Raw genomic sequence first — 23,640 nt, forward strand, 5'->3', positions numbered from 1 at the left:
TCCTGCATGCTTCCCCGCCGCTGAGCGTCCTGGTCGCGGTTGGGAACCTAGACGCATGGGCGCACCAATCCCTCGACTGGCGGGGCCAGTTTTCGGTCGCGCGGAACCTATGTCTTTTACAGCGCCGTTGCAACACATATAAGAAGCCTCCCACTGAGACTTTTTGCCACTTTCTCCAGGTGATCCCGACATGAAGCCGATTGTCCTCATTCCGGCCCGGATGGCCTCGACCCGTCTGCCCGGCAAACCGCTCGCCGACATCGCCGGCCAGCCCATGATCGTCCAGGTGGCGCGCCGCGCCGCCGAAGCCGATTGCGGCCGTGTCGTCGTTGCCACGGATACGCCCGCCGTGATGGAGGCGGTGCGGGCCGGCGGCTTCGAGGCGGTGATGACCGGCAGCCACCACCAGTCCGGCTCCGACCGCATCTTCGAGGCGCTGCAATTGCTCGACCCGGACGGCGGCCACGATGTCGTCATCAATGTCCAGGGTGACCTGCCGACCATTGACAGGGCCACGGTGCGTGCCGCGCTCGCGCCGCTGGAAGACCCGACCGTCGACATCGCCACGCTGACCGTCGAGATCGTCCGCGAGCAGGAGCGGACCAATCCCAACGTCGTCAAGGTCGTCGGCACGCCGCTGTCGCCTGCCCGCCTGCGCGCGCTCTATTTCACCCGCGCGACCGCGCCCTGGGGCGAGGGTCCGCTCTACCATCATATCGGCCTCTATGCCTGGCGGCGCGCGGCGCTGGCCCGTTTCGTCGCCATGCCGCCCTCCGCCCTGGAGACGCGGGAGCGGCTGGAGCAGTTGCGCGCGCTGGAGGCCGGCATGCGCATCGACGCGGAAATCGTTGACACCGTGCCCCTGGGCGTGGATACGCCGGAGGATCTCGAACGGGCCCGTGCCATCCTCGGCGGAGATGCCTGAGCGCGGGCGAAAGGAAAGACCATGATCGCGAAGACCAACTGCATCGCCTTCCAGGGCGAACCGGGCGCCAACTCCGATACCGCCTGCCGCGACATGTTTCCGGCCATGGAGCCGCTGCCCTGTCCGACCTTCGAGGATGCCTTCGTGGCCGTGGAAAGCGGCAAGGCCGACCTCGCCATGATCCCGATCGAGAACACGATCGCCGGGCGCGTCGCCGACATCCATCACCTTCTCCCGGAAAGCAGGCTGCACATCGTCGGCGAATACTTCCTGCCGATCCACTTCCAGCTCATGGTTCTGCCCGATGCCGAGCTTTCCGACATCAAGGCGGTGCACAGCCACATCCATGCCCTCGGCCAGTGCCGCAAGGTCATCCGCAAGCACCGCTGGAAGCCGCTGGTCGCCGGCGACACGGCCGGCGCCGCCCGCCTGGTTCGCGACATGGCCGACAAGACCCAGGCGGCGCTCGCGCCGCGCCTTGCCGCCGACCTCTACGGCCTGAAGATCATCGCCTCCGACGTCGAGGATCACGAGAACAACGTCACCCGCTTCGTCGTCCTGTCGCGCGACAAGGTGATCCCGTCCCGCGTCGGCGACGAGCTGATGATGACCACCTTCGTCTTCCGTGTGCGCAACATTCCCGCCGCGCTCTACAAGGCCATGGGCGGCTTCGCCACCAACGGCGTCAACATGACCAAGCTGGAAAGCTACCAGACCGGCGGCAAGTTCTTCGCCACCCAGTTCTACGCCGACATCGAGGGCCATCCGGACGATCGCAACGTGAAACTGGCGCTTGAGGAACTCACCTTTTTCTCCCGTGACGTGCGCGTGCTGGGCGTCTACGAGGCCCATCCGTTCCGCGCCGCGCAGGCCGAGGACGCCGACGGCCACTGACCTGACCGGTGGAACCTTGCGCGCCGCGGCCCGTTCTTGGCCAAAAGGAGCGCGCGATGGACCGGGACCCGGCGGGTCTGAACAACCTGTGGATTGCCGGATTCACCGCCGGCCTCCTCGTCTTCCTGCTGGTTGCCGTGCTGATGAGCGGCGGCTACACGGAGGCGATCGATACATGGGTTCTGGAAAGCCTCCGCTCTGCCGATGACATGTCGGACGCCCTCGGGCCGACCTGGTTCGAGCAGACCGTCCGGTCGCTGACAGCGCTCGGCGGGTATCCGGTCATCGTCTTCGCCATCATCAACGCCCTTATTCTCCTCTGGCTGTCGGGTGACCGCTTCTCCACGGCACTGGTCGCCGTGTCGGTGATCGGCGGGTCCGCGCTCAGTTCCGGCCTGAAGCAGGTTTTCGCCCGCCAGCGGCCCGACATCGTCCGCCATCTCGACCCGACCCTCGTCTCCGTCAGCTTCCCCAGTTCCCACGCCACGGTTTCGGTCGTGGCCTGGCTTACGCTCGCCATTGTCCTGGCAAGAAAGGTTCATCACCGGGCGGTGGCCGTGTACCTGGTCGTGGCGGCCATCATCCTCGCCACCATGGTCGGTTTGAGCCGGGTCTATCTCGGAGTCCACTGGCCATCGGACGTGATCGCCGGCTGGGCGCTCGGCATGGCCTGGACATCGCTCGTCTTCGGTCTCGCCGCCCGCTTCGGCCAGCGCGAGCATGTCCTTCAGTCCGGCGGGAGGCCGCGATGACCACGGCAAGACCACGCAAATGGCTGCGCATGCTGGCCCGCTGGGGCTATGCCGCTCGCGGCATCGTCTACCTCGTCATCGGCAGCCTGGCCGTGCTGTCGGCCTTTGGCTCCGCCGAGGAAACCGGCACCAAGGGTGCGCTTCGCACCCTGACGGAGCAGGGTTTCGGTGGCCTGATCCTGCTGGGGCTGGCCGTCGGCCTCCTGTCCCACGCGGCCTGGCGGCTGATGCAGTCGCTCTTCGACGCCGATAACCTGGGACATGGCGGCCGGGGGCTCGCGGTAAGGGCGGGTCTCCTCGTCAGCGCCCTGAGCTACGGCGCGCTTGCCCTCTATGCGTTCAGCCTTGCCGGCATCGCATCCTCCGGCTCCGGCGGCGGCGGTTCCGGTGCCACCAGGCTCCTCGTGCACCTGACCGGATCCTGGGGTGGCACCATCATCCTCTCCGCCGTTTTCGCCGGCATCGCGCTGGCCCACGCCTGGAAGGCGCTCACGGCCGGCTACACGAAATACGTCCACCCGCCGGCGCGCTACGAACACCTGGTGCACCTGGTCTCCGTCGGCGGCCTGCTCGCCCGCGGCACGGTCTTTGCCGTCATCGCCTTCCTGCTCTGGGCGCGGCGGCTCGATTATGGCGGCCAATCGATCCCGGATACCGAAACGGTGCTTTCGTGGACGCGCAACCTGCCCTGGGGCGGCATCATCCTGACCGGCCTGGGCGTGGGCCTCGTCCTGTTCTGTCTCTACAGCTTCGCCGAGGCCGCCTGGCGGCGCGTCAGCCTTCCCGACCCGTAAGGCAAGCCCGGCGACGTCAGCCCGCCGCCACCCAGTCCGCGATCAGCCGGTGCGCGATGGCGCGCGACGGCGGAATGGCGGGCAGGTCCGGGTTGCCCGCCGGGCGCGTCAGCATCACGCGGACCTCGTCACGGGTGAACCAGCGGCAGTCTTCCAGTTCGGTCCTGTCGGGGTCGATGTCGAAGGACACCGCCTCGCCGTAGCAACCGATCATCAGCGAGTGCGGAAACGGCCACGGCTGGCTGGCGTGATAGGCCACGCGGCCGATGGCAATGCCCGATTCCTCCAGCGTTTCGCGCCGCACCGCTTCCTCGATGCTCTCCCCTGCCTCGATGAAACCGGCCAGGCAGGAATACATGCCTGGGGGAAAATGCGGGCTGCGGCCAAGCACGCAGCGCTCGCCGTCGACCGCCAGCATGATCGCCACCGGATCGGTGCGCGGAAAGGTTTCGGCCTTGCAGCCGGTGCACACCCGCTTGACGCCGCCGCCGCCAATGGCCGTCTTCTCGCCGCAGCGCCCGCAGAAGCGGTGCGTGCCGTGCCAGGCCAGCAGGGCCGCGCCCTGCGCCAGCGCCGCTTCCATCTCGCGCGGCAGCAATTGCTGCATGTAGAGCGACCGGTAGTCGATCGCCTTGATCGTCTCGGGCAGGGTCTCCGCGTCGCGCGAGGACGGCGCGGCGAGCATCGGCTGGCCGTCCTGGTAGCCGAGCAGGATGGCCTGGTCGAGCTTCGCCCCCAGTGCCTGCGCGCCGGCAACGTCGTGCAGCCCGTTCAGGCGGTCGCCGTCCGGCACCATGTAAAGCCGCCCGGCGCGCGAGACGAACAGGCGGGCGGACGGGTCGTCCAGGGCCTTCTCGACGCAGTCATCGGCGCGGTGTTCCGACTGGCGATCGAGCGTGTTGCCGGTAAATCCGACACGCCGGGAGGGTTCTTCGGCGGGCGCGTCAAAAAACGGAAAGGCCATGAATGGGGTCCTGTCGAGGTCTGGATGGCGGAAATGAAGGGGAGGTCAGGCTGCCGAAACCGCTTCCTTTAGCCTGGAAACGAACTGGTGCCGGTCTTCCTTGCGCCAGGGGACGCGTTCGCCGTGGCCCCAGACGGGGCCCGGCCAGTTGGGGTCGCCCTCGTTGCGCGCCACGATGTGCCAGTGCAGCTGGCGAACGATGTTGCCGAGTGCGCCGGCATTGATCTTGTCGCAACCCGTGACGCTTTTGAGCGCGCCGGCGACGAGGTTCGTCTCGAAGGTCAGCATGGCCTGGTCGAGCGGCGTCAGCTCGTGCAGCTCGTCCACGTCGGGCCGTTGCGGGATCAGGATGAGCCAAGGCCAGCGGCTGTCGTCCATCAGCCGCAGCTCGCAAAGGCCGAGCCAGAGCACCGGATGCGTGTCCGCTTCCAGTTGCCTGTTGAGTTCAAATCCGGCCTTGACCCGTGGCAACATGCCTTTTCGTCCAATCGGTTCGCTTCTGGATGCCATGAAAGAACAATCCTGACTCAAGTTTTCCGCCCTGTCTTGTCTTTTTTGCGCGCCCGCACGGGGTCATTGGTCGAAATTCATCGCTCCCGGCTTGCATTCGGACCGAAAAGAAACGATATGGGCGTCGGGAGGCTGGTGGTGGACGAGCCACTCGCCAACCGGGTCAGGTCCGGAAGGAAGCAGCCCTAACGAGCTTCGGCACGGGTCATCGTGCCAGCCTCCCGCCTTTCGAAAACCAGCCTGTCCCCATGTCGCCGCGCGGGTTCCATTGACCCTGCCGCGTCCCCCTGCAAGTATCGCCAGGAACGGAGACCAAGCCCGAGCCATGAGCGAACAGACCGGCGGCCAGCAGGCACCCTACCGGGTGCTGGCCCGCAAATACCGTCCGCGCGATTTCACCGACCTGATCGGCCAAGAACCGATGGTGCGCACGCTCACCAACGCGTTCCAGTCCGGCCGCATCGCCCAGGCCTGGATGTTGACCGGCGTGCGCGGGGTCGGCAAGACGACGACGGCCCGCATCCTGGCGCGCGCGCTCAATTACAAGACCGGGACGGTCGACCGGCCGTCCATCGAGCTGTCGGTGCCCGGCGACCATTGCCAGGCCATCATGGAAGGCCGCCACGTCGACGTCATCGAGATGGACGCCGCCTCCCACACCGGCATCGGCGACATCCGCGAGATCATTGAGCAGGTGCGTTACATGCCGTCGGTGGCGCGCTACAAGGTCTTCATCATCGACGAGGTGCACATGCTCTCCACGGCGGCCTTCAACGGCCTGCTGAAGACGCTGGAAGAGCCGCCGCCGCACGTCAAGTTCATCTTCGCCACCACCGAGATCCGCAAGGTGCCCGTCACCGTGCTGTCGCGCTGCCAGCGCTTCGACCTGCGCCGCGTCGAGGCCGAGGCGCTCACCCGCCATCTCGCCCGCATCGCCGAACTGGAGGAAGTGGAGGTCGAGGCCGACGCGCTCGCCATGATGGCGCGTGCGGCGGAAGGCTCGGTGCGTGATTCGCTATCCATTCTTGACCAGGCCATCGCCCATGGCGGTGGCCATGTGACGGCCCAGGCGGTGCGGTCCATGCTGGGCTTGGCCGACAATGCCCGCGTCATCGATCTTTTCGAATCGCTGATGAAGGGCGACCTGCCTGCCGCGCTTGCCGAACTGAAAGGCCAGTACGACGCCGGTGCCGATCCGGCCATCGTGCTCACCGAACTTGCCGGATTCACCCACCTGGTGACGCGCCTGCGCTTTGTCCCGAATGCCGCTGACGATGCGTCGTTGAGCCAGGACGAACGCACCCGAGGGCTCGACTTCTCGCAGAACCTGTCGGTACGCGTGCTGTCGCGCACCTGGCAGATGCTGCTCAAGGGCATCCAGGAAGTGCAGAACGCCGCGCGCCCCTATGCGGCCGCCGAGATGGTGCTGATCCGCATCGCCCATGCCGCTGACCTGCCGACGCTGGACGAGGCCATCCGCAGCCTCGACGAGCGCACCGGCCAGTCCGGTAGCGCGCCCTCGTCAGCCCCGGCACCGTCGGGCGGTCCGGGACCGTCTGCCTCCGCGAGTGGCACGTCCGCGTCAGCCGTCGGCTCGTCCCGGGCTGCGCCGCAACCGGTCTCCGGCCCGGCCATGCGGCTGGTCGAGACACGCTCGGAACCGGCAGCGCAGATGCGCCCCGCACCCCAGCCCGATCCCGAACCGGTCGCCGACGCCGTCCCCGTCCGCTCGCTGGAGGACATTGTCGCGCTGGCCGACCAGCACCGGGACCTGAAGATCAAGATCGGCGTTCGCAACAGCCTTCGGCTGGTCTCGCTGACCCCTGGCCATCTGTCCGTCAGCCTGACACCGAATGCCGACCGTGCCCTGTTGACCGACATTGCCCAGCGCCTCAAGGCCTGGACGGGCCGCAACTGGATGGTGTCGCTGAGCCAGGAAGAGGGCGGGCGCACCCTGGCCGAGATCGAGGAGGAGACGCGCGAGACGCTGTTCTCCGACGCCAGCAAGGACCCGGCCGTCGCCGCCATCCTGGGCAGGTTCCCGGGCGCCAAGGTGATCGATGTGCGCCTTCCGGCCGCGCCGGAGGAATTGCCGGGTGCCGAGGGCATGCCCGTCGAGGCGCTGCCCGACGACGATGACGACGACGATCTGCTCTGAAATGAACCCGAACGCGGGAGAGAACCGATGAAAGACCTCATGGGCCTGATGAGCAAGGCCAAGGAAATGCAGGCCAAGATGCAGGCCCTGCAGGAAGAGATGGCCAACGTGACGGCCGACGGCCAGTCCGGCGGCGGTCTCGTCACCGTGACGCTGACCGGCAAGGGCGAGATGCGCGGCCTGAAGATCGACCCGTCGCTCTTCAAGGAGGACGACGTCGAGATCCTGGAAGACCTGATCCTCGCCGCGCACAACGAGGCCAAGGCCAAGGTCGAACAGGTGATGGCCGAGAAGACCCAGGAACTGACCGCCGGCCTGCCGATTCCGCCCGGCATGAAGCTGCCGTTCTGAGACTGGGACATCCGTGAAAGGCCAGCGGTCGACCGCTTTGTTTCGCTGGAGACGATTGCGATGACGCTCGCGCAGGAAAACATGCGCGGCGCCATTCTGATGGTCTTTGCCATGGCCTGCTTCGCCTTCGAGGACATGTTCATCAAGCGCGCCGCGATGAGCCTGCCGGTCGGCGAGATCCTCATCCTCTTCGGCATTGCCGGCATGATCGGCTTTTCCGCCATCGCGGCCACGCGGGGCCAGCGGCCCTGGCATCGCGCCATGCTCGGCCGCACGCTGCTCTACAAGGCGGTGCTCGAGGTCATCGGCCGCCTGGGCTATACGCTCGGCATTGCGCTGACCCCGCTCTCCAATGCCTCGGCCATCCTGCAGGCCACGCCGCTGGTCGTCGTGGCGGGCGCGGCCATCCTGTTTGGCGAAAAGGTCGGCATACGCCGCTGGCTTGCCGTCGGCATCGGCTTCCTTGGCGTGCTGATCGTGCTCCGGCCGGGCATGGAGGGCTTCGTGCCGGCCGCGCTCTGGACCGTCGTCGGCATGTTCGGTTTCGCCGGGCGTGACCTGGCCTCCCGCGCCGCGCCGAAGGTCCTGTCGAACCCGCAGCTTGGCGCCCACGGCTTCGCCGCCCTGACGATCGCCGGCCTCCTGCTGCTGCCCTTCACCGGCGCGCCGCAGATGCCCTCGCCACAGGCCCTGGGCCTTGTCGGCGCGGCTTCGCTGTTCGGTGTAACGGCCTACTGGAGCCTGACCGCCGCCATGCGCATGGGCGAGGTGGCGGTGGTGACCCCCTTCCGCTACACGCGTCTCCTGTTCGGCATCGGGCTGGGGATCGTCGTCTTCGGCGAACGCTTCGACCACATGGCGCTGGTCGGCTCCGCGCTGATCCTGGCCTCGGGCCTCTACACGCTTCTGCGCCGCCCGCGCCGCGAGCCCTTCGCCGCCACGTGACGGCGGACCGCCGGGGTCAGGCCGTCCGTTCCATCATCACCGCGGGAAAGGCGATTTCGTCGCCCAGCATGACGGAGACTTCCTCCAGCCGGCGGAAGCCGTGCCGGGCATAGAATTTCTCGGCCGGCCGCGAGGAAAAGCACATCAGCCGGCCGACGCCGTCCCGCTTCGCCTCGTTGATGCAGGTGGTCAGGATCGCGCTGCCGACGCCGGCGCGCATCAGGTCGGGATCGGTGGCGAAATGCCGGATGTGGCCGGTGGCATCCTCCGGCCGTCCCGTGCCGGGGGCGGTCTTGCTCCAGCCGCCGCAGCCTGCCAGCCGCCCGCCGATCGAGGCGGTGAAATAATGCCCCGACGCCAGCAATGCCGGGTCGATGCGCAGCATGGCCGGCATGGCGTCGGTCAGGATGTCGTCGCTGTACCAGCCCGGGTAGACCGCCGAGTAGCAGGCGCCGATCAGGGCCTCCAGGTCATCGCGGTCGTCGGCCGTGGCCTGGCGGATCACGATGTCGTTCATGGATGGGTCCTCCCGCGGCACCGGTCATTCGTGTTTCACGCAAATCTTTAAAGCCATTCCCGTGAATTGCCATTCCCCAATCGGATGAAAACGTCCGCCCGTCACCTATATGGTTGGCGAACGAGGACCCCTCCATGCGCGACATCCTGACTTTCACTGACAGGGGAATCTACTGCCCCGCCGGCGATTTCTACGTCGACCCCTGGCGGCCGGTCGATCGTGCTTTGATCACCCATGGCCACGCGGATCACGCTCGACCCGGCCACGAACGCTATTTGTCCACGGCGGCGGCTGCGCCGGTCATCGCCCGCCGGCTGGGGGTGACGCCGCAGACGGTCGCCTATGGCGAACGCCTCACGCTTGGCGATGCGACGGTCAGCTTCCACCCGGCCGGCCACGTGCCCGGATCGGCCCAGGTTCGCGTCGAGGTGGGCGGCCAGGTCTGGGTCGTTTCCGGCGACTACAAGGTCGAGGCCGACGGCCTGTCGGAACCCTTCGAGCCGGTAACCTGCCACGCCTTCATCACCGAATGCACCTTCGGCCTGCCGGTCTTCAACTGGACCGGCCAGGCCGAGCTCGCCGCCGAGTTGAACGCCTGGTGGCGGGCAACGGCCGATGCCGGACGGGTGGCCGTGATCGGCGCCTATTCTCTCGGCAAGGCGCAGCGTGTGCTGGCCAGCCTGGATCTATCCATCGGCCCGGTGTTCACCCATGGCGCGGTGGAAAACATGAACGAGGTGCTGCGCGGGCAGGGCGTTGCGCTGCCGCCGACGATCCGCGTGACGCCCGGCCAGGCGCGCGCCGACTACGCCCGCGGCCTCGTCATCGCCCCGCCCTCCGCCATGGACGGCACCTGGATGCGCCGCTTCGGCCCGGCCTCGCGCGGCTATGCATCGGGCTGGATGGCCCTGCGCGGCGTGCGCCGAAGGCGTGCCGCCGACCGCGGCTTCGTGATGAGCGATCATGCCGACTGGACCGGCCTCAACGCGGCGATCGCCGCCACCGGCGCCGAGCGCATTTTCGTCACCCACGGCTACACCGGTCCGTTCCGCCGCTGGCTGGAATCGCGCGGCTACGATGCCCATGTCGTCTCGACCGAGTACGAGGGCGAAAGCCTCGACACCGCCGCCACCGCGGACGAGACCGGGGAGCGCCCATGAACCGTTTTGCCGCCCTGTTCACCGCGCTCGACCAGACCACCAGCACCAACGCGAGGGTCGCGGCGCTGGCCGGCTATTTTCGCGATGCGCCGGACGACGACCGGCTCTGGACCATAGCACTCCTTTCGGGCCGCCGCCCGCGCCGCGCCGTCACGGCGACCAACCTGCGTGAATGGGCGGCCGAGCGGGCCGGCATCCCGCTGTGGCTGTTCGAGGAGGCTTATCCGGTGGTCGGCGATCTGGCCGAGACCATCGCGCTCGTCCTGCCCGAACCCGGACAGACCAGCGACGACAGCCTGACCCGCTGGATCGGCGAAACCGTGGCCCTGCGGGACATGGATGATGCCGCCCGCAAGGCCGCCATCTGGGCGGCCTGGGACCGGCTCGACCGCACCGGGCGCTTCCTGTTCAACAAGCTCATCACCGGCGGCTTCCGCATGGGCGTGTCGCAGAAGCTGATGACCCGCGCCCTGGCGGCGGCCACCGGCATCGAGGAAACCGCGCTCGCCCACCGCATCATGGGCGACTGGACGCCGCAGACCACCACCTTCGAGCGCCTGGTCCTGACGGGCGACAACGAGGCAGCCACCTCGCGCCCCTATCCCTTCTGCCTGGCGCATCCCCTGGAGGCGGGGCCGGAGAGCCTCGGTGACGTCTCCGGCTGGCTGGCGGAATGGAAGTGGGACGGCATCCGCGGCCAGCTCGTTCGCCGCGCCGGCCAGGTCTTCGTCTGGTCGCGTGGCGAGGAACTGGTCACCGACCGCTTCCCCGAATTCGCCGCGACGCTCGACTTCGTGCCCGACGGCACGGTGATCGATGGCGAGATCATGGCCTGGCGCGATGGCGGGGTGCTGCCGTTCCAGGCCCTGCAGACCCGCATCGGCCGCAAGACGGTCTCTGCCAGGATGCTCGCCCGGACCCCGGTCATCATGACCGCCTACGATCTCCTGGAGCAGGACGGGCAGGACCTGCGCGAAACCCCGTTCGAGGAACGCCGGGCCCGGCTGGAAGGACTGGTCGGCGCCCTGCCGGCGGATGCGCCGCTGCGGCTGTCCGAAACCGTCCCGGCCGGAAGCTGGGGCGACCTGGCCGCCGCGCGCGAGACATCGCGCGAGCGCAGCGCCGAGGGGCTGATGCTCAAGAAGCGTGACAGCGTCTACCATGTCGGCCGCAAGCGTGGCGACTGGTGGAAATGGAAGGTCGATCCGCTGACCGTCGACGCGGTGATGATCTATGCCCAGGCCGGCCATGGGCGCCGCGCCAACCTGTTCACCGATTTCACCTTCGCCGTGCCGGACGGGACGGGCAGTCTCGTGCCGTTCACCAAGGCCTATTCCGGCCTGACCGACGCGGAGTTCCGCGAGATCACCCGCTGGGTGCGCGCCAACACGCTGGAACGGTTCGGCCCGGTGCGTTCGGTGCCCGCGGTCCAGGTCTTCGAGATCGCCTTCGAGGGCATCCAGGCCTCGACGCGCCACAAGTCGGGCATCGCGCTGCGCTTTCCGCGCATGGCGAGGTGGCGGCGCGACAAGCCGGTCGGCGAGATCAACACGCTTGCCGATCTGAAGGCCATGCTGGCGGCCTACGGCAGTTGATCAGGACTGGCCGAAATGCCCGTTCCGGTCTATCTCTCGCCCATGTCCAGACGAATCGCCGGTCCCGAAATCGAGAAACTGATCCAGCTTCTGGCCAAGGTGCCGGGGCTTGGGCCGCGGTCGGCGCGCCGGGCTGCGCTGCACCTGATCAAGAAGAAGGACCAGCTGATGGGGCCGCTGGCCGGCGCCATGGCCGATGCCTATGACAAGGTCGGCACCTGCTCGGTCTGCGGCAACGTCGATACCGTCGATCCGTGCAACATCTGCACCGATCCGCGGCGCGACGGCTCGGTCATCATCGTCGTCGAGGACGTGTCCGATCTCTGGGCGCTCGAACGGGCCGGGGCGATGACCGCGGCGCGCTATCACGTGCTCGGCGGCACGCTGTCGCCGCTCGACGGCATCGGGCCGGACGACCTCAACATCGCCGGCCTCGTCGATCGCGTCGCCGCCGGTGGCGTGGCGGAGATCATCCTCGCCGTCAACGCCACGGTGGAAGGACAGACCACGGCGCACTACGTCACCGACCGCCTGTCCGGCTTCGAGGTGAAGGTGACGCGCCTCGCCCACGGCGTGCCGGTGGGCGGCGAACTGGATTACCTCGATGACGGCACGCTGGCCGCCGCCCTGCGCGCCCGCACGAATTTCTGATCCGCAGGCCCGGCCTTTTTCCCGCCGTCCGCGATGGTAGGATGAGGGCGAATCGTCCGATCCAGCCCGGAGACGCCCGTTCATGCGCCGCCTTTTCCTGAGTGTCCTGCTCCTGTGCCTCGCCGCGTCACCCGCTCTTGCCCAGTCGGCGAAGGTGGAGCGCCAGTTCCGCGACTGGCTGGCTGGCGATCTCTGGCCGGAGGCCGCGAAAAAGGGCATCAGCCGGTCCACGTTCGATGCCGCCTTCGATGGCGTGACGCTGAACTGGAAACTGCCCGACCTGGTGCCGCCGGGATCGAAGGCGACGACGCCGAAGAAGCAGCACCAGGCGGAATTCGGCGCGCCGTCGCGTTATTTCAAGGCCGGCATCGTCCAGGGAGCGACGGCCGGCGGTCGCCGCCTGAAGAAGCAGCTCGCGTCCACGCTGGCGCGCATCGAGGGGGCCTATGGCGTGCCGGGCCGCATTCTCCTGGCCATCTGGGGCCGCGAAAGCGGCTATGGCCGCGCGAAGATCCCCTACAACGTTTTCGAGGTGCTCGGCACCAAGGCCTTCATGTCCACCCGCAAGGACCTGTTCCGCACGGAACTGCTCGCCGCGCTGGAGATGGCCCAGAAGGGCATGGCCACGCCCGCGCGGATGAAGGGCTCCTGGGCCGGCGCCATGGGCCAGCCGCAGTTCATGCCGTCCTCCTACCTGAAGCACGCCGCCGACGGCGATGGCGACGGCCATGCCGACATCTGGGGATCGCAGGCCGACACGCTGGCCTCCATCGCCAACTACCTGCGCCACTATGGCTGGCAGACCGGCCGCGACTGGGGCTTCGAGGTGGTGGTGCCGGACGAGGTTTCCTGTGCGCTGGAAGGCCCGGACCGCGGCAAGCCGATTGCCCGATGGGCCGCCATGGGCATCCGCCGCGTCAACGGCAAGGCCTTCCCGGACCATGAGCTGAAGGGCGAAGGCTACCTGATGATGCCCTCCGGCCGGCTTGGGCCGGCCTTCATCGTCACGCCGAATTTCTATGTGCTGAAGGAATACAACGAGAGCGATCTCTATGCGCTCTTCGTCGGCCATGTCGGCGACCGGATCGAGTGGAATGTCGGCGACTTCACGCAGTCCTGGGGGAAGGTCGACCGTCTGTACCGGTCCGACATCGCCCGCATGCAGCGGGCGATGGAGAAGAAGGGCTACGATGTGGGCGGCGCCGACGGACTGCCGGGCTACAAGACCCGGCGTTCCATCGGCGACTGGCAGGCCAAGAACGGCCGCCGGCCCACCTGTTTCCCTGACGCCGGCCTCGTCAAGGCGATCCGCTGACGGCTCAGGCGGTCGGATCCTGCGAGACGCGAATGATCATCTTGCCCTTGTTGCGGCCCGTCAAAAGGCCCTGGAAGGCATCGACCGCGTTCTCCAGCCCGTCCACGATGTCTTCCGTGTAGCGGATCTTGCCCTCGCGCACCCAGGCCGCCATCTCGCGCTCGAAGGCATCGCGGTGTTCCGCTTCATGGTCGTAGTTGATGAAACCGCGCACGGTCAGCCGGTTGACCAGGATGGACCGCATGAACATCGGCAGGAAATCCGGCCCATCGGGCAGGCCGGCCAGGTTGTAGTAGGCGATGGTGCCGCACACCGGCATGCGGGCAAAGGGGTTGAACAGCGGGATCACGGCTTTCAGCACGTCCCCGGCGACGTTCTCGAAATAGACGTCCACGCCATCCGGGCACGCGGCCTTGAGTTGATCTGGAAAGTCGGCGTCCTTGTAGTTGACGCAGGCGTCGAAGCCGAACTCGTCCACCACCTGCCGGCATTTCTCGTCCGACCCGGCGATACCAACCGCCCGGCAGCCCTTGATCTTGGCGATCTGCCCCACGAGTTGGCCGACCGCGCCGTTCGCGGCCGAAACGACGACGGTCTCGCCCGCCTTCGGCTTGCCGTGCTCGATCAGTCCCGCATAGGCGGTGAAACCAGGCATGCCGAGGCAGCCGAGCGCGGTCGAGATCGGCGCGGCGGCCGGGTCGATCTTGCGGCACGCACTGGCCGCCATCACGGCATGGTCCTGCCAGCCGGTCCGCGCCAGCACGATGTCGCCGGTTCCAAGCGAGGCGTCGCCGCTCTCGACGACAGAGCAGACCGCTTCCGCCGTGACCACGTCGCCGAGCTGGGTCGATGCGGCATAGGATTTCGCCGGGCTCATCCGTCCGCGCATGTAGGGATCGAGGGACAGGTAGATGATCTTGAGCAGCACTTCGCCGGTGCCGGGCGACGGGTAGTCGTGCGTTTCCAGCTTCAGTTCGTCATGCCCCGGCATACCCTTCGGATAGGCTGTCAGGATGATGCGTTGGCCCGTGGCGCCCATGGTTCTCTCCTGTGAAATGGTTGTCGCGCAGGACTATAGGCCGGCCACGCAAAGGGGCAAGGCAGGGCCGGGAGAAAGCCGATGGTAAACAGAACGTGAAGCGCTGAACCGTTGCGCCCTGCGGCCGTAGAGAGGTCGGGGCCAATGGGAGAAGACCGATGCAGAAGACCAGCCGCCTGACCGACCTCGCCGCCATGATGATCAAGCAGGCCAGGATGTTGAAGGAGACCGGCCTGGCAGCCGAGGCCCGCAGCCTCGCGCGCCGTGCCCTGGCTCTTCGCGCCTATGACCGGCTGTCCTTGCAGCCGGTCCGTGTCCGCGTCAGGCGCTAGAGCAATTCCAGCGAAAGTGGCCTCCGGTTTCGCGTCCGGAATTGCGTTGAGGAAGAGCAATTCCAGCGAAAGTGGCCTCCGGTTTCGCGTCCGGAATTGCGGGGAGGCGGGGCGATGGAGCATTGCCGCGCGTCAACGTGGGGCGGAAATACTCCGGAAGAACGCCGACGCCCCCTCAGGCGCAGTTGCGGCAGAAGGGCGTCGCCGGGAGCAGTTCCAGCCGTTCGGGCGCGATCTCTTCGCCGCACTTGACGCAGTCGCCGTAGCTGCCGTCATCGATCCGCTTGAGCGCAGCGTCGATCCGCTTCAGTTCGGCCGCACCCTGGTTGCCAAGGCTTTCCAGCACTTCGTCACCTTCGCGCTCGGTGGCGCGCTCCTCGGTATCGGCGCTCGCCGGTTCGTCCAGGTCGTGCTCGATCTCGTCCAGCCGTTCCTTGAGTTCGGCCTGGCGCGAAAGAAGTTTGTTCTTGAAATAGGCAACATCGACCATGGACTCGTTCTTCCCTTTGCTGGGCCGCCCGGTGACGGCGGCCTGTTATCCGGCACACTATGCCGGAATTTGTAAGCTTATGTTGATTTGGCTCAAGACAGGGCCGGGGGTCAATCCTCGTCGACCACCCGCAGGCGTAACCGGCCCTGCGGCGGCTCCGTGCTGGCCTGGCCCTCTGCAGACGGCATGGCAGGCGTCCTGCGGGCCTCCGCCGGTTCCGACGGCTGGCCGAATTCCAGCCCTTCGATGGTCTCGCCGCGTCGCGCCAGCTTCTGCGTCGACGTGACGATCTGCTCGATGTCCCGCGACGCCTGGCCGAAGTGGTTCTGCAGCTTCATCACCCGGTCGTTGAGCCGCCCGAGATCGGCCATCAGGTGCGCGACCTCGCCCTGGATCAGGTGGGCCTGCTCGCGCATCCGCGCATCCTTCAGCACCGCCTGCACCACCTGCACCGAAAGCATCAGCAGCGACGGCGACACGATGACGACGCGGGCCCGGTGCGCCTTCTGCACCAGCGCCTCGAAATGCTCGTGGATGTCGGCGAAGATGGATTCCGACGGCACGAACAGGAAGGCGGTGTCCTGCGTCTCGCCAGGCAGGAGGTATTTCTCCGCGATGGCCGTGACATGCACCTCCATATCGCGTCGGAAGCGCTGCCGCGCCTGCCGTTCGGCATCCGGCGTTTCCGCGTCTCGGACCGCGTTCCAGCCCTCCAGCGGAAACTTCGCGTCGATGGCCAGCGGCGGTGCGCCGTTGGGCATCAGGATCAGGCAGTCCGGCCGCGAGCCGTTCGGCAGCGTCGCCTGGAACTCGTAGGCCCCGGCCGGGAGCGCATCGGCGATGATCGCTTCCATCCGGCCCTGGCCGAAGGCGCCGCGGGTCTGCTTGTTCGACAGGATGGCCTGCAACTCGACCACCTGGCCGGCCAGCGACTGGATGTTGGTCTGTGCCGTGTCGATGACCGCCAGCCGCTCCTGCAGCTTCGCCAGGTTCTCGTGCGTCGCCCGGGTCTGCTCGCTCATGGTCTGCCCGATCCGGCTGGTCATGCCGTCCAGCCGTTCGCGGATCGACTGGTTGAGCTCGGCCTGGCGCGAGCCGAACACGTCGGCCAGCGTCGCCATGCGCCCCTGCATCTCGCCCTGGGCCTTCATCAGGTCCGCCAGCAGGCGCTGCTGGTCGGCCTCGCGCCGGTCCCGCTCGGCCTCGGCCGCCGCGCGCACGCCAGCCTGCCGCGCGCTCCGCCGCCAGGCCGCGAAAACGGCCGCTACGACCAGTACGAGCGCGGCCAGCGCTATGTGACCGAGCGTGATCACCGTCTGGCCTGCCTGGCCGACCGGTTCCGCCAGGAGGGCTTTGATCGATTCCATGCCTCCGACGCTAGCAGTTTTGCGCGCTCGAAGCGAGATCAAAACGCGAACAAAGGCCACGTGCCGCGTTGACGCTGCCCCCGCAAACGCTTATGTGCAGGTCATGTCGATCAAACCCCTGGTTCTGCTGCCCGATCCTGTCCTGCGCGAGGTTTCCAAACCGGTCGAGCGCGTCGATGACGCCTTGCGCGCCTTCGCGCGCGACATGCTGGACACCATGTACGATGCGCCCGGCATCGGGCTTGCGGCGATCCAGGTGGGCGAACCGCTGCGCATGCTGACGATCGATCTCGCCAAGGAGGACGAGGAGCCGCGGCCCCATGTCTTCGTCAATCCCGAGATCGTCGCCACCAGCGACGACAGCTCCGTCTACGAGGAAGGCTGCCTCTCGATCCCGGATTACTATGCCGAGGTCGAGCGTCCGGCACACGTGACGGTCAATTACCTGGACCTGGAAGGCAAGCAGCGGACAATCGAGGCCGACGGCCTGATGGCCACCTGCCTGCAGCACGAGATCGACCATCTGAACGGCGTGCTCTTCATCGACCACATCTCGCGCCTGAAGCGCGAGATGGTCATCAAGAAGTTCAGGAAGCTGGCGAAGGAACGCGGCGGCACCCGCACCATGGTCGGCTGACGCCCGTACCGCCTTCAAACCGCCGGGAGACGCCGCCTTGCGCATCATCTTCATGGGAACGCCGGATTTTTCCGTGCCCACGCTTCAGGCGCTGCACCGGGCCGGTCACGACATCGTCGCGGTCTATTCGCAGCCGCCGCGCAAGGCCGGCCGCCGGGGCCTGGAACTGACCCCCTCGCCGGTACACCGGGCCGCCGCGGCGCTGGGGCTGGAGGTCCGCACCCCCGTTTCCCTGAAACAGGACGCCGAGCAGGCAGCCTTCCGGGCGCTGGCGGCTGACGTGGCTGTTGTCGTCGCCTATGGCCTGCTTCTGCCGAAGGCGGTTCTGGAGGGAACGCGTCTCGGCTGTTTCAACGGTCATGCCTCCGCCCTGCCGCGCTGGCGCGGTGCCGCGCCCATCCAGCGCGCCATCATGGCCGGCGACAGCGAAACCGCGATGATGATCATGAAGATGGACGAGGGGCTGGATACCGGCCCGGTCGCCATGAGCGAGCCGGTCGCCATCGGCCCGGACATGACCGCCGGAGACCTGCACGATGTCCTGATGGAGACCGGCGCGTCGCTGATGGTGAAAGCCATGGCCGCGCTGGACGCCGGAACGCTGACGCTGGCGCCGCAGCCCGAAGACGGCGTGACCTACGCGCGCAAGATCGACAAGGGCGAGACCCGGATCGACTGGTCGCAGGCCGCGGCCGACGTGCACAACCGAATCCGCGGCCTGTCGCCCTTTCCCGGCGCGTGGTGCGAGATGGACCTTGGCGGAAAGCGGGAACGCGTCAAGCTGCTCGGATCGACACTGTCCGCGGGCGGGAGCGCGCCGGGCACGGTGCTGGACGACGCGCTCACCGTGGCGTGCGGCACCGGGGCGGTGCGCCTGACCCGGTTGCAGAAGGCCGGCGGCAAGGCGCTGGAGGCCGACGGTTTCCTGCGCGGAAACCCGGTCGAAGCCGGAACGCGGCTGGACTGACGCCATGCCGCGCTACCGCATGATCGTGGAATATGACGGCACGCCCTACAGGGGCTGGCAGCGCCAGACGAATGGCCACAGCGTGCAGGCCGCCATCGAGGCGGCGATTGCCCGCTTTGCCCGCGAGGAGGTGAGGCTGCAGGTTGCCGGGCGCACCGATGCCGGCGTCCATGCCACCGGGCAGGTCTGCCACGCGGACCTGGAGCGGGAATGGCAGCCGTTCAAGTTCCACGAGGCGGTCAATGCCATGCTGCGCGAGGCCGGCGAAGCGGTGTCCATCCTGTCGGTGGAGGAGGCCGTGGACGGTTTCCACGCCCGCTTTTCAGCCATTCGCCGGCATTACCTCTATCGCATCGTCAATCGCCGCCCGCCGCTTGCCCTGGAGCGCGATCGCGCCTGGTGGGTGAAGAAGGGCACCATCGACGAGGCGGCCATGGCCGATGCCGCCGGGGTGCTGATCGGCACCCATGACTTCACCACCTTTCGCGCCGCCCATTGCCAGGCAAAGAGCCCGGTCAAGACGATGGAACGCATCGCAATTGTCCGGAATGGCGATGCCATCGAGGTCCGGTGCTCCGCCCGCTCCTTCCTGCACAACCAGGTGCGGTCCATGGTCGGTTCGCTGAAGCTCGTCGGCGAGGGGCGATGGACGAAGGAGGATCTGCGCCGCGCGCTGGAAGCCCGCGACCACCAGGCCTGCGGGGCGCTGGCACCGCCGCACGGGCTGTATCTGACCGACGTCGACTACGGCTGACCCGGCAGTCCGAGCAGGGCATGCAGCGCGACCAGTGCGAGGATCGAGGCGACCGTCATGCCGATAAAGATCGCCGTGGAATACATCGGGTCGCGGCCGATCGCCCCGTGGGTGATGCGCCAGCCCAGCACCAGCGACAGCACGAAGACGATCAGCGACAACAGGCCCGACGGGTCCTGTTCGGCAGGCGAGGCCAGACGCACCAGCGCCGGCGGAACCGCCAGCCAGACGAGAATGGCACTGCCCCAGTTCGTCGCGATGACATAGGGGGCGAACCGTTGCCGCATGCCGATCAGCGAACTCACCATCGCCAGTCCGGCGAGCGGCAGGATCCAGGAGACGAGATCGGCGAACCCGAGCCGCAGGACCACCGAGGAATAGGAATCGTCCGCGGCCGCGAAATCGGGGGCCGCCGCCACCCAGGAGAGCAGCATAGGCGGCATCGCGATGAGGATCGACCAGAAGGAAAGCCAGAACCCGTCCGCGGAAATGTCCATGCGTGCCAGGGCATCGCCCTTGGCCGTCGCCATGATCCGCCATGCGGCGGAGACATGCGATTGCACGTAGTCCGCGTCGATCATTCCATCAGGCTCCGGCCCGCTTGGCGGCAAACCAGTAGGCGATGAAATGCTGGTAAATCTGGGTCAGGCTTTCCAGGTCGCTCACCGCCACCCGTTCGTCCACCATGTGCATGGTCTGGCCCACCAGCCCGAACTCGACCACCGGGCAATAGTCCTTGATGAAGCGGGCATCGGACGTGCCGCCCGAGGTCGACAGCGCAGGCTCGCGCCCGGTGATCGCTTCCACCGCGCCGGAGATCGTGGCGATCAGGTCGTCGTCGCGCGTCAGGAAGACATGGCTCGGCCGGTCCGCCCAGATCAGGTCGAAGGACACCGGCTCGCGTCCGCCAGGCCGCAGCCGCGTTTCCTGTGCCGCCTGGTCGAGCCGGTTGTGGATTTCCTCCATCACCGTCTCGGCGGTCCAGTGGTCGTTGAAGCGGATGTTGAAGCGCGCCTCGGCCTTCGCCGGGATGACGTTCGTTGCCGTGTTGCCGACGTCGATGGAAGTCACCTCGAGGTTGGACGGCTGGAAATCGGCGGAACCTTCGTCGAAGGGCGGCGTCATCAGCGCTTCGGCCAGCATGATGACCGAGCGCACGGGGTTGTCGGCCAGGTGGGGATAGGCCGCGTGGCCCTGGATGCCGTGCACGACGATCCGGCCCGACACCGAGCCGCGCCGCCCGATCTTGACCATGTCGCCGAGCTGGCCCGGGTTGGTCGGTTCGCCGACCAGGCACCCGTCCCAGCTTTCTCCCTTCTTCGCCGCCCAGTCGAGCAGCTTGACCGTGCCGTTGACGGCCGGGCCTTCCTCGTCCCCGGTGATGAGGAAGGAAACCGAGCCTTCCGGCAGGCCGTGCTCTTCGACATGGCGGGCGAAGGCGGCGGCGAAACAGGCGATGCCGCCCTTCATGTCCACCGCGCCGCGCCCGTACATCATGCCGTCGCGGATCTCCGCGGCAAAGGGCCCGGCGCTCCAGGCCGCCTCGTCGCCCACCGGCACGACGTCCGTGTGGCCGGCGAACATCAGGTGCGGGCCGGACGTGCCGTAGCGGGCGTAGAGGTTCTCGATGTCGGGGGTCCCGTCTTCCGAAAAGACCGGGCGCTCCACCGAAAAGCCCTGCGGTTTCAGCAGGTTTTCCAGCACGGAGAGCGCGCCGCCCTCGGCGGGCGTCACGGAGGGGCAACGGATGAGGTCCGCCAGGATGGCGGCAGGGTCGGTTGTGCGAGTCATGAATGCCTGATTAGCCCAAGCGCGCTGGGCTGTCATCAGCCGCTTGCGATCCCGGCGACTTGGAAATGTCCGGAGCCGGGCGTCCGCCCTGTTCGCCGGTCAGCATGATCTTCTGCCAGATCTTCCGCGACAGGTTGGTCCCCAGGCCCTCGACGTCGTTGACGGCATTGACGACGTCCATGTCCGGCAGCGTCTGGGCATAGAGCGCGGCGAACTTGCCGGTCAGCGACAGCAGTTCGGAGCAGTAGTCCAGGTAGCGCTTCAGTTCGATCGCCGACATGGTGCGCGGCGGCGAACTGTCGGTCCGGGTGAAGTCGTGCGACAGCGCCGCCGGATCCTTCGTCAGCTGGTGCATGTCGATGATGTGGATCAGCGACCGCAGCTTGTGCAGCCCTTCCAGCACGGCCTTGCGCTTCTGGCGCCGCTCGAGCCCCATCAGGGCGATGACGCCCGCGCCGGTCAGGACGGCGGTGTTGAACAGCGCGTCGATGCCCTGGAGAATGTCGAACGTCCCGGTCTCGATGCGGTCGAAACGCAGGAAGCGGGCGGCGAAGAACAGGACGATGACGCCGGTCGCGATGCCGAGCCATGTGAGCGTGCGCCAGAACCAGTCGTTTTTCTCGATGGTGGCCGCGTCCGCGCTGATATCGCGTCCGGTTTCCACCAGTTCGCCGGCCACGTTGCACAGGCCCGAATCCGGAAATCGCTCGCCGATGCGGCGTTCAAGCCGCTCGGCGGTGGCGATGATCTTGTCGGCGTCGAGCTTCGAATAGGGCATGCGCCCGTGATATCAGCAAAGGCTTGAAAAAGCCTTGCGGGTACCGGCCGCGCCCCGCCGTGTGCCGGCGGAGCGGGCAGGTCTCCTGCGATCAGTCGCGCAAAAGCTCGTTGATCGAGGTCTTGGAGCGGGTGCGCTCGTCGACCTTCTTGACGATGACGGCGCAATAGAGGCTCGGGCCCGGCTCGCCGTTCGGCAGGTTCTTGCCCGGCATCGAACCCGACACGACCACGGAATAGGGCGGCACCTCGCCCATGTGGATCTCGCCCGTCTCGCGGTCGACGATCTTGGTCGACTTGCCGATGTAGACGCCCATGCCCAGCACCGCGCCCTCGCGCACGATGCAGCCTTCCACCACTTCCGAGCGTGCGCCGATGAAGCAGTTGTCCTCGATGATGGTCGGGCCGGCCTGCAGCGGCTCCAGCACGCCGCCGATGCCGACGCCGCCGGACAGGTGGACGTTCTTGCCGATCTGCGCGCAGGAGCCGACGGTGGCCCAGGTATCCACCATCGTGCCCTCGTCGACATAGGCGCCGAGGTTGACGAAGGACGGCATCAGCACCACGCCCTTGCCGATGAAGGCCGAACGGCGCACGACGCAGTTCGGCACGGCGCGGAAGCCGCCGTTCTCGAATTCCTTCGGGCCCCAGGAATCGAACTTCGACGGCACCTTGTCCCACCACGTCGCTTCGCCCGGTCCGCCCTTGATGATCTCCATCGGGTTGAGCCGGAACGACAGCAGCACCGCCTTTTTCAGCCACTGGTGCACGACCCAGTTGCCGTCCGCGCCGCGGCTGGCCACCCTTGCCGCGCCCTTGTCGAGCAGGTTGAGCGCGGTTTCCACCGCATCGCGCACTTCGCCGCGGGTGGAGGTGGTGATGCCGTCGCGTTCGTCGAACGCCTTTTCGATCACGGCTTCCAGGGCGGCAAGGTCGGGCTTGGACATCGGCAGGCTCCGCTACACGTCGTGTTAAGAGATTGGGAAATACGCTTCCCCCGGGAAAATCGCGCGGAAAGTATGCGAACGGCCGGACGGGGTCAATCGCGCGCGCAAGCAGGTTTCACCTTTGCCAAGCGGGGATGCTGATTCATGAATCCGGAAGACAAGTCGAGCTGGACGCCACTGCCGCATTCCGGCGAGGATGCCGCCCGCGCCCGCTCGGTGCCCGACACGCCGCAGACGCGCGCGCCGGCCTACCGCCTGGCCTGGACCGACCAGGACTTCATGACACAGCGCGACCTGCGCGCGGTGCGCCTTCAGCTGGAATTGCTCAAGCCCGAGATGATGCTGGCCGAACGCGGCATCCGCTCCACCGTCATCCTGTTCGGCGGCGCCCGCATCCCCGAGCCCGGCGGCAAGGCCTGGGCGGCCAAGAACGATGTACAGAAGAAGAACCTCGAGGCCAACGCCCGCTATTACGAGGAGGCGCGCAGGTTCGCCCGCCTCTGCTCGCAGGAATCGGCCAAGTCGCGCTACCGCGAGTTCGTGGTCGTCACCGGCGGCGGGCCGGGCGTCATGGAGGCCGGCAATCGAGGCGCGCAGGATGTCGGCGCGCCGTCGATCGGGCTCAACATCGTCCTGCCGCACGAGCAGGCGCCGAACGAATATGTCACGCCGGAGCTGTGCTTCAACTTCCACTATTTCGCCATTCGCAAGATGCACTTCATCATGCGCGCCAAGGCCGTGTCGGTCTTCCCCGGCGGCTTCGGCACGATGGACGAACTCTTCGAGACCCTGACGCTGATCCAGACCGGCCGCATGGAGCGCGTTCCCGTGCTGCTGTTCGGGAAGGAGTTCTGGCGCAACGCCATCGACCTCGATTTCCTCGCCGCGCAGGGCACGATCTCGCCGGACGATCCGGACCTGATCACCTTCGTCGACACCGCCGACGAGGCCTGGGCGGCCCTCGTCGAATTCTACGATCTCTAGGGCACGCACGCGAGGCTTCCGGGA

General features: G+C 67.3%; 26 protein-coding genes and 1 other RNA gene. 17 read left to right on the forward strand and 10 right to left on the reverse strand.

Going from position 1 to position 23,640, the window contains the following annotated elements; genetic code table 11:
• Window positions 1–190 precede the first annotated feature (190 nt).
• Genes CSC94_RS03730 through CSC94_RS03745 form a run of 4 tightly spaced genes read left to right on the forward strand, consistent with a single transcriptional unit; the run spans window position 191 to window position 3,365 of the window.
• On the forward strand, window positions 191–925 hold the full coding sequence (locus tag CSC94_RS03730) for a 3-deoxy-manno-octulosonate cytidylyltransferase (protein ID WP_099303819.1): 735 nt from the start codon (window positions 191–193) through the stop codon (window positions 923–925).
• A 21-nt stretch (window positions 926–946) separates the two neighbouring features.
• Window positions 947–1,819 (forward strand): prephenate dehydratase, encoded by an 873-nt coding sequence (locus CSC94_RS03735; protein ID WP_099303821.1) that lies wholly within the window; start codon window positions 947–949, stop codon window positions 1,817–1,819.
• A 56-nt stretch (window positions 1,820–1,875) separates the two neighbouring features.
• Window positions 1,876–2,571 carry a phosphatase PAP2 family protein gene (locus CSC94_RS03740; RefSeq protein ID WP_099303823.1) on the forward strand — a complete coding sequence of 232 codons (696 nt, stop codon included), beginning with the start codon at window positions 1,876–1,878 and terminating at the stop codon, window positions 2,569–2,571.
• Complete coding sequence (locus tag CSC94_RS03745) at window positions 2,568–3,365, forward strand: DUF1206 domain-containing protein (RefSeq protein WP_099303825.1); 798 nt, start codon at window positions 2,568–2,570, stop codon at window positions 3,363–3,365. The genes CSC94_RS03740 and CSC94_RS03745 overlap by 4 nt, the downstream gene beginning before the upstream one ends.
• 16 nt (window positions 3,366–3,381) lie before the next feature.
• Here the strand turns inward: CSC94_RS03745 and nudC are convergent, their stop codons facing one another.
• The gene (gene nudC / locus CSC94_RS03750) at window positions 3,382–4,329 is read right to left on the reverse strand and encodes an NAD(+) diphosphatase (RefSeq protein WP_099303827.1); all 948 of its coding nucleotides are present in this window, start codon (window positions 4,327–4,329) and stop codon (window positions 3,382–3,384) included.
• Between the two features lie 45 nt (window positions 4,330–4,374).
• A complete protein-coding gene (locus CSC94_RS03755) occupies window positions 4,375–4,803 on the reverse strand; it encodes an HIT domain-containing protein (protein ID WP_099303829.1) in 429 nt (142 codons plus the stop codon).
• Between the two features lie 163 nt (window positions 4,804–4,966).
• On the opposite strand from CSC94_RS03755, the gene ffs reads away from it, so the two are divergent.
• From ffs to CSC94_RS03775, 4 genes are all read left to right on the forward strand, one after another.
• An RNA gene (ffs, locus tag CSC94_RS03760) (signal recognition particle sRNA small type) lies at window positions 4,967–5,064 on the forward strand.
• Between the two features lie 100 nt (window positions 5,065–5,164).
• Window positions 5,165–6,997 carry a DNA polymerase III subunit gamma/tau gene (locus tag CSC94_RS03765; protein WP_099303831.1) on the forward strand — a complete coding sequence of 611 codons (1,833 nt, stop codon included), beginning with the start codon at window positions 5,165–5,167 and terminating at the stop codon, window positions 6,995–6,997.
• A 27-nt stretch (window positions 6,998–7,024) separates the two neighbouring features.
• Window positions 7,025–7,348, forward strand: a complete 324-nt coding sequence (locus tag CSC94_RS03770; RefSeq protein WP_099303833.1) for a YbaB/EbfC family nucleoid-associated protein — start codon at window positions 7,025–7,027, stop codon at window positions 7,346–7,348.
• A gap of 60 nt (window positions 7,349–7,408) precedes the next feature.
• Window positions 7,409–8,293, forward strand: coding sequence for a DMT family transporter (locus CSC94_RS03775; protein ID WP_099303835.1), 885 nt, complete (start codon window positions 7,409–7,411; stop codon window positions 8,291–8,293).
• A gap of 16 nt (window positions 8,294–8,309) precedes the next feature.
• On the opposite strand, the gene CSC94_RS03780 is transcribed toward CSC94_RS03775, so the two are convergent.
• Window positions 8,310–8,810: a GNAT family N-acetyltransferase gene (locus CSC94_RS03780; RefSeq protein ID WP_099303837.1), complete on the reverse strand. Its 501-nt coding sequence runs from the start codon at window positions 8,808–8,810 to the stop codon at window positions 8,310–8,312.
• A gap of 134 nt (window positions 8,811–8,944) precedes the next feature.
• Between CSC94_RS03780 and CSC94_RS03785 the strand changes: the two genes are divergently transcribed.
• The 4 genes from CSC94_RS03785 to CSC94_RS03800 all read left to right on the forward strand — a co-directional run bounded on the left by CSC94_RS03785 (window position 8,945) and on the right by CSC94_RS03800 (window position 13,531).
• On the forward strand, window positions 8,945–9,970 hold the full coding sequence (locus CSC94_RS03785; protein ID WP_099304034.1) for a ligase-associated DNA damage response exonuclease: 1,026 nt from the start codon (window positions 8,945–8,947) through the stop codon (window positions 9,968–9,970).
• Window positions 9,967–11,565, forward strand: a complete 1,599-nt coding sequence (locus CSC94_RS03790) for an ATP-dependent DNA ligase (RefSeq protein ID WP_099303839.1) — start codon at window positions 9,967–9,969, stop codon at window positions 11,563–11,565. Before CSC94_RS03785 ends, CSC94_RS03790 begins: the two co-directional genes overlap by 4 nt.
• A 42-nt stretch (window positions 11,566–11,607) precedes the next feature.
• Window positions 11,608–12,216, forward strand: coding sequence for a recombination mediator RecR (gene recR, locus CSC94_RS03795; protein ID WP_099304036.1), 609 nt, complete (start codon window positions 11,608–11,610; stop codon window positions 12,214–12,216).
• 82 nt (window positions 12,217–12,298) lie between these two features.
• Window positions 12,299–13,531 (forward strand): lytic murein transglycosylase, encoded by a 1,233-nt coding sequence (locus CSC94_RS03800; RefSeq protein WP_099303841.1) that lies wholly within the window; start codon window positions 12,299–12,301, stop codon window positions 13,529–13,531.
• Between the two features lie 4 nt (window positions 13,532–13,535).
• Here the strand turns inward: CSC94_RS03800 and CSC94_RS03805 are convergent, their stop codons facing one another.
• A complete protein-coding gene (locus tag CSC94_RS03805) occupies window positions 13,536–14,570 on the reverse strand; it encodes an NADP-dependent oxidoreductase (RefSeq protein WP_099303843.1) in 1,035 nt (344 codons plus the stop codon).
• A gap of 158 nt (window positions 14,571–14,728) precedes the next feature.
• Between CSC94_RS03805 and CSC94_RS24485 the strand changes: the two genes are divergently transcribed.
• Entirely contained in the window at window positions 14,729–14,902 is a 174-nt protein-coding gene (locus CSC94_RS24485) for a hypothetical protein (RefSeq protein ID WP_165784302.1), read from the forward strand.
• Between the two features lie 175 nt (window positions 14,903–15,077).
• Here CSC94_RS24485 and CSC94_RS03810 read toward each other — a convergent pair whose 3' ends face one another.
• Complete coding sequence (locus CSC94_RS03810; RefSeq protein WP_099303845.1) at window positions 15,078–15,392, reverse strand: TraR/DksA family transcriptional regulator; 315 nt, start codon at window positions 15,390–15,392, stop codon at window positions 15,078–15,080.
• Between the two features lie 110 nt (window positions 15,393–15,502).
• The gene (locus CSC94_RS03815) at window positions 15,503–16,759 is read right to left on the reverse strand and encodes a DNA recombination protein RmuC (RefSeq protein ID WP_099303847.1); all 1,257 of its coding nucleotides are present in this window, start codon (window positions 16,757–16,759) and stop codon (window positions 15,503–15,505) included.
• 103 nt (window positions 16,760–16,862) lie between these two features.
• Between CSC94_RS03815 and def the strand changes: the two genes are divergently transcribed.
• The 3 genes from def to truA are packed head-to-tail and all read left to right on the forward strand — an operon-like array spanning window position 16,863 to window position 19,117.
• A complete protein-coding gene (gene def, locus CSC94_RS03820; RefSeq protein ID WP_099303849.1) occupies window positions 16,863–17,396 on the forward strand; it encodes a peptide deformylase in 534 nt (177 codons plus the stop codon).
• A gap of 37 nt (window positions 17,397–17,433) precedes the next feature.
• Complete coding sequence (gene fmt, locus CSC94_RS03825; protein WP_280949973.1) at window positions 17,434–18,363, forward strand: methionyl-tRNA formyltransferase; 930 nt, start codon at window positions 17,434–17,436, stop codon at window positions 18,361–18,363.
• Window positions 18,364–18,367: 4 nt separating this feature from the next.
• Entirely contained in the window at window positions 18,368–19,117 is a 750-nt protein-coding gene (gene truA / locus CSC94_RS03830) for a tRNA pseudouridine(38-40) synthase TruA (protein WP_099303851.1), read from the forward strand.
• On the opposite strand, the gene CSC94_RS03835 is transcribed toward truA, so the two are convergent.
• The 4 genes from CSC94_RS03835 to dapD all read right to left on the reverse strand — a co-directional run bounded on the left by CSC94_RS03835 (window position 19,108) and on the right by dapD (window position 22,632).
• Entirely contained in the window at window positions 19,108–19,698 is a 591-nt protein-coding gene (locus CSC94_RS03835; RefSeq protein ID WP_099303853.1) for a transporter, read from the reverse strand. The genes truA and CSC94_RS03835 overlap by 10 nt on opposite strands.
• Before the next feature lie 4 nt (window positions 19,699–19,702).
• Window positions 19,703–20,908, reverse strand: a complete 1,206-nt coding sequence (dapE, locus tag CSC94_RS03840) for a succinyl-diaminopimelate desuccinylase (RefSeq protein ID WP_099303855.1) — start codon at window positions 20,906–20,908, stop codon at window positions 19,703–19,705.
• Between the two features lie 10 nt (window positions 20,909–20,918).
• Window positions 20,919–21,686: a hypothetical protein gene (locus CSC94_RS03845; protein ID WP_099303857.1), complete on the reverse strand. Its 768-nt coding sequence runs from the start codon at window positions 21,684–21,686 to the stop codon at window positions 20,919–20,921.
• A 91-nt stretch (window positions 21,687–21,777) separates the two neighbouring features.
• A complete protein-coding gene (gene dapD / locus CSC94_RS03850; RefSeq protein WP_099303859.1) occupies window positions 21,778–22,632 on the reverse strand; it encodes a 2,3,4,5-tetrahydropyridine-2,6-dicarboxylate N-succinyltransferase in 855 nt (284 codons plus the stop codon).
• Between the two features lie 144 nt (window positions 22,633–22,776).
• On the opposite strand from dapD, the gene CSC94_RS03855 reads away from it, so the two are divergent.
• On the forward strand, window positions 22,777–23,616 hold the full coding sequence (locus tag CSC94_RS03855; protein WP_099303861.1) for an LOG family protein: 840 nt from the start codon (window positions 22,777–22,779) through the stop codon (window positions 23,614–23,616).
• Window positions 23,617–23,640 lie beyond the last annotated feature (24 nt).

It is taken from the genome of Zhengella mangrovi (assembly GCF_002727065.1).
In the GTDB taxonomy this organism is placed as follows: domain Bacteria; phylum Pseudomonadota; class Alphaproteobacteria; order Rhizobiales; family Rhizobiaceae; genus Zhengella; species Zhengella mangrovi.

Excerpts from the sequence above, each read along its gene's own strand:
- CSC94_RS03730 (WP_099303819.1), top strand. The coding sequence starts at position 191 with ATGAAGCCGATTGTCCTCATTCCGGCCCGGATGGCCTCGACCCGTCTG.
- CSC94_RS03735 (WP_099303821.1), top strand. The coding sequence starts at position 947 with ATGATCGCGAAGACCAACTGCATCGCCTTCCAGGGCGAACCGGGCGCC.
- CSC94_RS03740 (WP_099303823.1), top strand. The coding sequence starts at position 1,876 with ATGGACCGGGACCCGGCGGGTCTGAACAACCTGTGGATTGCCGGATTC.
- CSC94_RS03745 (WP_099303825.1), top strand. The coding sequence starts at position 2,568 with ATGACCACGGCAAGACCACGCAAATGGCTGCGCATGCTGGCCCGCTGG.
- nudC (WP_099303827.1), bottom strand. The coding sequence starts at position 4,329 with ATGGCCTTTCCGTTTTTTGACGCGCCCGCCGAAGAACCCTCCCGGCGT.
- CSC94_RS03755 (WP_099303829.1), bottom strand. The coding sequence starts at position 4,803 with ATGTTGCCACGGGTCAAGGCCGGATTTGAACTCAACAGGCAACTGGAA.
- CSC94_RS03765 (WP_099303831.1), top strand. The coding sequence starts at position 5,165 with ATGAGCGAACAGACCGGCGGCCAGCAGGCACCCTACCGGGTGCTGGCC.
- CSC94_RS03770 (WP_099303833.1), top strand. The coding sequence starts at position 7,025 with ATGAAAGACCTCATGGGCCTGATGAGCAAGGCCAAGGAAATGCAGGCC.
- CSC94_RS03775 (WP_099303835.1), top strand. The coding sequence starts at position 7,409 with ATGACGCTCGCGCAGGAAAACATGCGCGGCGCCATTCTGATGGTCTTT.
- CSC94_RS03780 (WP_099303837.1), bottom strand. The coding sequence starts at position 8,810 with ATGAACGACATCGTGATCCGCCAGGCCACGGCCGACGACCGCGATGAC.
- CSC94_RS03785 (WP_099304034.1), top strand. The coding sequence starts at position 8,945 with ATGCGCGACATCCTGACTTTCACTGACAGGGGAATCTACTGCCCCGCC.
- CSC94_RS03790 (WP_099303839.1), top strand. The coding sequence starts at position 9,967 with ATGAACCGTTTTGCCGCCCTGTTCACCGCGCTCGACCAGACCACCAGC.
- recR (WP_099304036.1), top strand. The coding sequence starts at position 11,608 with ATGTCCAGACGAATCGCCGGTCCCGAAATCGAGAAACTGATCCAGCTT.
- CSC94_RS03800 (WP_099303841.1), top strand. The coding sequence starts at position 12,299 with ATGCGCCGCCTTTTCCTGAGTGTCCTGCTCCTGTGCCTCGCCGCGTCA.
- CSC94_RS03805 (WP_099303843.1), bottom strand. The coding sequence starts at position 14,570 with ATGGGCGCCACGGGCCAACGCATCATCCTGACAGCCTATCCGAAGGGT.
- CSC94_RS24485 (WP_165784302.1), top strand. The coding sequence starts at position 14,729 with ATGCAGAAGACCAGCCGCCTGACCGACCTCGCCGCCATGATGATCAAG.
- CSC94_RS03810 (WP_099303845.1), bottom strand. The coding sequence starts at position 15,392 with ATGGTCGATGTTGCCTATTTCAAGAACAAACTTCTTTCGCGCCAGGCC.
- CSC94_RS03815 (WP_099303847.1), bottom strand. The coding sequence starts at position 16,759 with ATGGAATCGATCAAAGCCCTCCTGGCGGAACCGGTCGGCCAGGCAGGC.
- def (WP_099303849.1), top strand. The coding sequence starts at position 16,863 with ATGTCGATCAAACCCCTGGTTCTGCTGCCCGATCCTGTCCTGCGCGAG.
- truA (WP_099303851.1), top strand. The coding sequence starts at position 18,368 with ATGCCGCGCTACCGCATGATCGTGGAATATGACGGCACGCCCTACAGG.
- CSC94_RS03835 (WP_099303853.1), bottom strand. The coding sequence starts at position 19,698 with ATGATCGACGCGGACTACGTGCAATCGCATGTCTCCGCCGCATGGCGG.
- dapE (WP_099303855.1), bottom strand. The coding sequence starts at position 20,908 with ATGACTCGCACAACCGACCCTGCCGCCATCCTGGCGGACCTCATCCGT.
- CSC94_RS03845 (WP_099303857.1), bottom strand. The coding sequence starts at position 21,686 with ATGCCCTATTCGAAGCTCGACGCCGACAAGATCATCGCCACCGCCGAG.
- dapD (WP_099303859.1), bottom strand. The coding sequence starts at position 22,632 with ATGTCCAAGCCCGACCTTGCCGCCCTGGAAGCCGTGATCGAAAAGGCG.
- CSC94_RS03855 (WP_099303861.1), top strand. The coding sequence starts at position 22,777 with ATGAATCCGGAAGACAAGTCGAGCTGGACGCCACTGCCGCATTCCGGC.